General features: G+C 76.9%; 5 protein-coding genes and 1 pseudogene. 3 read left to right on the forward strand and 3 right to left on the reverse strand.

Annotated features, from left to right (window positions below; genetic code table 11):
* Nucleotides 1-266: pseudogene (locus ACQRUO_RS37970) on the forward strand (hypothetical protein); the annotation flags it as partial.
* Between the two features lie 103 nt (nucleotides 267-369).
* Entirely contained in the window at nucleotides 370-1164 is a 795-nt protein-coding gene (locus tag ACQRUO_RS37975; protein WP_428320741.1) for an SURF1 family protein, read from the forward strand.
* 57 nt (nucleotides 1165-1221) lie between these two features.
* On the opposite strand, the gene ACQRUO_RS37980 is transcribed toward ACQRUO_RS37975, so the two are convergent.
* The 3 genes from ACQRUO_RS37980 to ACQRUO_RS37990 all read right to left on the reverse strand — a co-directional run bounded on the left by ACQRUO_RS37980 (nucleotide 1222) and on the right by ACQRUO_RS37990 (nucleotide 5104).
* On the reverse strand, nucleotides 1222-3033 hold the full coding sequence (locus tag ACQRUO_RS37980) for a S9 family peptidase (RefSeq protein WP_428320742.1): 1812 nt from the start codon (nucleotides 3031-3033) through the stop codon (nucleotides 1222-1224).
* 165 nt (nucleotides 3034-3198) lie between these two features.
* Entirely contained in the window at nucleotides 3199-4608 is a 1410-nt protein-coding gene (locus ACQRUO_RS37985; RefSeq protein ID WP_428320743.1) for an MFS transporter, read from the reverse strand.
* Nucleotides 4609-4735: 127 nt separating this feature from the next.
* The gene (locus ACQRUO_RS37990) at nucleotides 4736-5104 is read right to left on the reverse strand and encodes a nuclear transport factor 2 family protein (protein WP_428320744.1); all 369 of its coding nucleotides are present in this window, start codon (nucleotides 5102-5104) and stop codon (nucleotides 4736-4738) included.
* 111 nt (nucleotides 5105-5215) lie between these two features.
* On the opposite strand from ACQRUO_RS37990, the gene ACQRUO_RS37995 reads away from it, so the two are divergent.
* A partial coding sequence (locus tag ACQRUO_RS37995) for an AAA family ATPase (protein WP_428320745.1) occupies nucleotides 5216-6841 on the forward strand: 1626 nt, incomplete at its 3' end.

The following is a 6841-nucleotide window of genomic DNA, read 5'->3' on the forward strand; positions in this document are numbered from 1 at the left end:
CTCCCGCAGCCGCGGCGGCCGGGGCTGCGGACAACGGCGGCGCGTCCCCGAGCGCGCAGGCGGCCGGCGCGCCGCCGGTCACCGCGGCCACGGTGCCGCCCTCGGCCACCCCGACCACCGGCCCCGCCCCCGCAACGAACAGCACCACCCTGACGGTCACCCACCGCCCCCTCGGCGCCGCCCCCGACGCGGCAGCCGCCACCATCCCCGGCCTGTGCGGCGGCGGCACCCTCTACTACACCCCGACCCCGGAGGCCTCCGGCTAGAGCTCACCGCGTGCCTGGTCCGCGCCATGGCTCGGGCCGGGCCGGGCGGCGTGGTCGGGGGGCCGTGGTCGGGTGCGTGGAAACGGTGGCTACCGTGAGAGGTGTGTACCGATTCCTCCTGACTCCGCGCTGGCTCGGCGGCACCGTGCTCGCGATCGCCGCCATCGCGGTCTGTCTCTGGCTGGGCTCCTGGCAGCTGAGCCGGTTCGAGGGCCGGGTCTCCCCGCACCACGCCGCCGCCCCGGCCGCGCACGGTGGCAGCAGCCCGGCGCCGCAGCCCGCCAGCCCGATCGACTCGGTGCTGCCCGGGTCGGACGCCCAGGTCGGCACCGCCGCGCTGGGCCGCGAGGTGGCCGCCACCGGGGAGTACGACGCCGCCCACCAGCTGCTGGTCCCCAACCGCACGGTGGACGGCCGCAACGGGTACTACGTGCTCACCCCGCTGCGCACCGGCACCGGCCGGGCGGTGGCGGTGGTGCGCGGCTGGCTGCCCGGTGCCCCCGGTGGCCCGCTGCCCGCGCCGCCGGCCGGGCAGGTCACCGTCGACGGACGGCTGCAGGCCGAGGAGACGTCCGACACCGGCGGTGCGGTCAACGGCGGCCTGCCGGCGGGGCAGCTGGGCATGATCAGCCCGGCCACCCTGGTCAACCTGCTGCCGTACCCGGTGTACGACGGCTGGGTTGCCGCCGACACCGTGCCGAGCGGGCTGACCCCGGTGCCCACCACCCAGCCGGAGGGCACCGGCGGCCTGGACGCCCGGGCCTTCCAGAACCTGGGCTACACCCTCGAGTGGTTCGTCTTCGCGGGCTTCGTCGGCTTCATGTGGTTCCGGCTGGCCCGGCGCGAGGCGGAGGCGGCCCAGGACCTGGCGCTCGGACTGACCCCGGCCCTCGACTGACCCGGTACGGAGCAGGGGGCGGGCCCCGCACCACGCGGTGCGGGGCCCGCCCCGTCCTCACACCTTCAGGTGCCGCCGGGCGAAGTCCAGCTCCAGCCGCAGCTGCTTGATCCGCTCGTCCACCACCAGCGATCCGTGCCCGGCGTCGTACCGGTACACCTCGTGCGGGACGCCGAGCTCGGCCAGCCGCGCCACGTAGTTCTCGATCTGCCGGATCGGGCAGCGCGGGTCGTTCACCCCCGCGCTGAGGTAGACCGGCACCTTGACCCGCTCCACGTAGCTGAGCGGCGAGGAGGCCCGGAACCGCTCGGGGACCTCCTCGGGGGTGCCGCCGAACAGGGTCCGGTCCAGCGACTTGAGCGCCTCCATCTCGTCCGCGTACGCGGTGAAGTAGTCCGCGACGGGGACGGCGGCCAGGCCCAGCGACCAGTCGTCGGGCTGGGTGCCGAGGCCGAGCAGGGTCAGGTAGCCGCCCCAGGAGCCGCCGGAGAGCACCAGCCGCTCGGGGTCGGCCAGCCCGGAGGCCACCGCCCAGGCCCGCACCGCGCCGATGTCCTCCAGCTCGATCAGGCCGACCCGCTCGCGCAGCGCGTCGGTCCAGGCCTGGCCGTAGCCGGTGGAGCCGCGGTAGTTGACCCGGACCACCGCGAAGCCGTGGTCCAGCCAGGCCGCGGGCCCGGCCGCGAAGGAGTCGCTGTCGTGGTGGGTCGGGCCGCCGTGCACCTCGAAGATGGTCGGGAACGGGCCGTCCCCGTCCGGGCGCTGGACCAGTGCGTGCACCCGCCCGGCCGGACCGTCCACCCAGACGTCCTCCACCGGCACCGAGCGCGGCGGCACCTCGCCGGGCGCCCGCAGCACCACCGAGCCGGCCGTGGAGCGGACCACCGAGGGCTCGGCCGCCGAGGACCAGAGGAACTCCACCGTCCCGTCCGGCCGGGCGCTGGCGCCGGCCACCGTGCCGCGCGGGGTGCCGAGCCGGGCGAGCTCGCCGCTCGCCAGCTCGTAGCTGTAGAGCTCGCTGCGGGCCTCGAACTCGTGCTCCACCAGCAGCGCGCGGCCGTCCGGACGCCACTGCGCGGAGACGTCGCCGGGCAGCGGCGCGCCGTCGGCGGTGCGCAGCAGCAGTTCGGTCTGCTCGCCGGTCAGCGGGTCCCAGAGCAGCGGCTCCCAGCGGCCGCGGCGCTGGTGGGCCAGCAGCAGCCGGCTGTCCCCGGCCACCGGGGCGAAGCCCAGGCAGGCCAGGCCGCGCGGCTCGGCCCGGCCGGTCACCTCGTCCAGCTCCGCCACCGTCGCGCCGTCGGCGCAGCGCAGCACCCGGATCGCGCTGTGCATCGCGTCGCCGTGCTCGGTGTGGTCGATCGCCAGCAGGGCGCTGTCGTGGGACAGGTCGCCGACCCCGCCGTACTCGGCGTGCCGGTAGATCTCCACCGGCTCCGCGGCGCCGGGGCGCAGCAGGTGCAGGGTGGTGCCGACCTCCTCGGTCGAGCGGCCGACCACCACGGTGCCGTCCCGGCCGAGCGCCAGGCCGGCCTCGTAGGACGGCGCCAGGCCGGGCACCGCCTCCTGGTCCGGGCCGCCGGCGAAGGGCTGGCGCCGCCAGACGCCGAACTCGTCGCCGTCGGTGTCGTCGAACCACCAGATCCAGGCACCGTCCGGGGTGATCGCCGAGTCGGTGGTGCCGCTCGGGCGGTCGGTGACCTGCCGGTGGGTGCCGGCGGCCCGGTCCCAGGCGTAGATCTCGAAGGTGCCGCCCGTGTTGGAGACGTACAGCGAACGTTCGGGAGCGTCGTCCGCCCAGTCCGGCAGGGACACGCGTGCCGCCCGGAAGCGCTGCTCCCAGGCGGGCACGTCGTTCTTCTCGCTACTCATCCGAGTCACTTTGGCACGGAACGGCACGCGCCGGGCAGGGGGGTGGCGGAGCGGCCGGTTCCGGGGCGCCGGACCGACCGCTTCGGATCCGGACCGGCCGGGCCCAGCCGTGGGCAGCCGGCCTCAGGCCCGGACCGGCCGCTCTCAGGTCCGAACCGGCCGGTCTCAGGCCCGGGGCAGCCGGGCGGCCAGCAGCGCCACCGCCAGCTCCAGGCCGGCCAGCACCAGCATGCTCAGCGTGAAGGCGTGGGTGTAGCCGTGGGCCACCGCGCGGTAGAAGAGGTTGCCGACCAGGGCGACCCCGAGCGCGTTGCCGACCTGCTGCATGGTGGCCACCGCGCCCGCGGCGGAGCCGACCAGCTGCGGGCGCACCCCGGCGAGCGCGCCGCCGGTCAGCGGGGCCAGCACCAGCCCCATGCCGAGCCCGTCCAGGAAGAGCCCGGGCGCCAGCCACCAGGCGCTGCCCGCGGTGCCCACCCGCTGCGCGGTGAGCGCCAGCACCACCAGGCCGACCGCCATCCCGCCGGTGCCCAGCGCCACCGCGGCGCGGCCCAGCCGGGCGGCCACCCGGTGCGCGTTCAGCGAGGTCAGCAGGTAGCCGCCGCCGATCGCGGTGAAGAGCAGGCCGGAGCCGAGCGCGTCCAGCCCGTGCCCCTGCTGCAGGTAGAGCGCGAGCACCAGGAAGAAGGAGGCCTGACCGAGGTTGAAGGCCAACTGGCTGAGCACCCCGACGCCGAAGCCGGGTTCGCGCAGCAGCCGCGGGTCGAGCACCGGGTGCCGGGCGAGGCGGCCCTGGTGCAGCGCGAAGAGGGCGAACAGCACGGCCGAGCCGGCCAGGCAGAGCCAGGTCCACAGCGGCCAACCCTGCGCCTGGCCCTGGATCAGCGGCAGCACCAGGGCGGTCAGCGCGGCGCTCACCAGCGCGCTGCCGGTCAGGTCCAGCCCGGTCTTCTCCGGCGCGGTGGACTCCGGCAGGCAGCGCCGCACGAAGGCCAGGGTGACCAGGCCGACCGGCACGTTGACCAGGAAGCAGGAGCGCCAGCCGAGGCCGAGCAGATCGGCCTTGATCAGCAGTCCGCCGATCAGCTGGCCGAGCACCGCGCCGACGCCCATCGACAGCGCGTACCGGCCGAAGGCCTTGGCCTGGGCGGCGCCGGTGTAGGTGTCCCGCAGGATGGCCAGCACCTGCGGGCCCATCAGCGCGGCGGAGAGCCCCTGCAGCACCCGACCGGCGACCAGCGAGCCGGTGTCGGGGGCCAGGCCGCAGGCGGCCGAGGAGAGGGTGAAGAGCAGCAGGCCGAGGGCGAAGATCCGGCGCCGGCCGAACCGGTCGCCGAGCCGCCCGGCCGGCACCAGGGCGACGGCCAGCGCCAGGCCGAAGCCGGCCACCACCCACTGGACGCCCGCCGAGCCCGCGTGCAGGTCGTGCTGCAGGGCGGGGATGGCCACGTTGACCACGAAGAAGTCGAGGGTGGTGACGAAGGAGGCGGTGAGCAGGACGGGCAGCAGGCCCCGCGAGTGCTGCGCCGGACGGGCGGCGCGGGCCGGGGCGGCGGCGGACAGGGTGGTGGACATCGCGGTGGGCTCCTCGGGTGCGCGGAGTGGTGCGCTGAGTGGTGTGCGGCGCGGAGTGGGTGGCGGCGCGGGGTGGGCCCCGGGGCGCCGGCGGCGGTGGGCGGCCGGCGCCCCGGGGGGAGGGCCGTCAGAGGGCCGGGACCTTGTCGAGGAAGCCGGCCACGACGGAGATCCGGCCCGCCTCGTCGGCGATCAGCACGTCGAAGCCGATCACCAGCGGTTCGCCGCCGGCCGGGCCGAGGTTCCAGGTGAACCGGGCCAGGTCGTGGTGGGCGTCCACGCCGCCCGCGCCCAGGGTGAACACCAGGCCGGGGAACTGCCCCTGCACGGCGGCGATCGCGGCGTCCACCGCGTCCCGGCCGGCCACCTCGGCCAGCGGGTCGGTGTAGCGGGCGTCCTCGGCCCAGTGGGTGTCGATCAGCTTGCGCCGGGCCGCCGGGTCGGTCTCGTTCCAGGTGGCCAGGTACTGCTCGGCGAGCTGCTGAAGGTTCGTCATCTCGGGTCTCCTTCTTGCTTCCTGTGTTCTGCGGCGGGTTGTCCTCGCAGGTCAAGAAGGTAGGCGGGACAGCGGGCGGTCGAATCGGTCAGCCATAGGTAGGGTCGACCCATGCTGTACGGACGAGCGGGGGAGCAGGCCGCGTTGGCCGGTCTGCTGGCGGGCGCGCGCGAGGGGCGCAGCGGGGCGCTGGTGCTGCGCGGGGAGCCGGGGATCGGCAAGAGCGCGTTGCTGGAGTACGCGGCCGAGCAGGCGGACGGCTTCACGGTGCTGCGGGCGACCGGGGTGGAGTCCGAGGCGGACCTGCCGTTCGCCGGACTGCACCTGCTGCTGGCCCCCGCGCTGCACCTGTTGCCCGCCCTGCCGGTGCCGCAACGCCGGGCGCTGGAGGCGGCGTTCGGGCTGGCCGCGGTCGACGGCCCGGGTGGCGGTCCGGCCGACCGGCTGCTCGGCGGCCTGGCCACCCTGGGGCTGCTGGCCGAGTCGGCCGCCGAGCGGCCGCTGCTCTGCCTGGTGGACGACGCCCAGTGGTTGGACCACTCCTCGGCGGAGGCGCTGCTGCTGGCGGCCCGGCGGCTGGGTCGGGAGGGCCTGGTGCTGCTCTTCGCGGCCCGGGACGGCGCGGGCGGCCCGGTCGCGCCCGGGCTGCCGGAGCTGCGGCTGGCCCCGCTGGAGCCGGCGGCCGCCGCCGAGCTGCTCGCCGCCCGCTCCGGGGCGGCGGCCGAACTGGGCCTGCGCTACCGGGTGCTCGCCGAGGCCCAGGGCAACCCGCTCGCGCTGACCGAGCTGCCCGCCGCGCTGGCCGCCGACCGGTCGCACCCGGCCGGCGAGTTGGCCCTCACCGAGCGGCTGCGCCGGGCCTTCCACGGCCAGGTCGCCGGGCTGCCCGAGCCGGCCCGGCAGCTGCTCCTGCTGGCCGCCGCCGAGGAGAGCGGCGAGCCGGCCCTGCTGCTCCGGGCGGCCGGTGAACTCGGTGCGGGTGCCGCGGAGTTGTCCGAGGTCGAGCGGGCCGGCCTGCTGCGCCGCGGTCCGGAGGGCCGCTACCGGCTGCGCCACCCGCTGCTGCGCACCGCGATCCTGGAGAGCACGCCGCTGCCCGAGGTGCTGGCGGTCCACCGGCTGCTCGGCACCGTGCTGCGGGCCGACGGCGAGGGCGACCGCGGCAGTTGGCACCTGGCGCTGGCCGCCACCGGCCCGGACGCCGAACTCGCCGAGGCGCTGGAGGGCACGGCCCGCCGGGCGGTGGCCCGGGGTGGGCACGCAGGCGCGGCCGCCGCCTACGAGCGGGCCGCGGCGCTCGCGCCGGAGCGCGAACAGCGGGTCCGCTGCCTGGTGTTGGCCGCCGAGTCGGCGCTGGACGCGGCCGAGCCGGAGCGGGCCGCGGCGCTGGCGCTGCGCGGCGCCGAGCTGGCCGAGGACGCGTTCACCCTGGCGGTGCTGGACTGGGTGCGGGGCACCGCGGAGTTCTGGCGCGGCGGTTACCCCGAGGCGCACCGGCTGCTGCTCGCCGCGGTCGGGCGCGGGATCGAGCCGGGGCTGGCCGCCCGGCTGCTGCTGCAGGCCTTCCACACCGCCTGGTACCTGGGGGAGGAGCAGGTGGTGGACGTACTGGACCGGCTGACCGCGCTGGCGCTGCCGGCCGCGGACGCCGCCGCGCCGCTGGTCGGCGCCCTGCTGGCCTGCGTGGCCCCGGCGTTCGGCCGTCCGGCGGCGCCGGGCGGCCCGCGGCGCGAGGCC

Origin of the sequence: Kitasatospora sp. LaBMicrA B282, assembly GCF_050325825.1 — a bacterium.
Classification (GTDB): domain Bacteria; phylum Actinomycetota; class Actinomycetes; order Streptomycetales; family Streptomycetaceae; genus Kitasatospora.

Coding starts and splice junctions, on each gene's coding strand:
- ACQRUO_RS37980 (WP_428320742.1), bottom strand. CDS start 3,033: ATGAGTAGCGAGAAGAACGACGTGCCCGCCTGGGAGCAGCGCTTCCGG.
- ACQRUO_RS37985 (WP_428320743.1), bottom strand. CDS start 4,608: ATGTCCACCACCCTGTCCGCCGCCGCCCCGGCCCGCGCCGCCCGTCCG.
- ACQRUO_RS37990 (WP_428320744.1), bottom strand. CDS start 5,104: ATGACGAACCTTCAGCAGCTCGCCGAGCAGTACCTGGCCACCTGGAAC.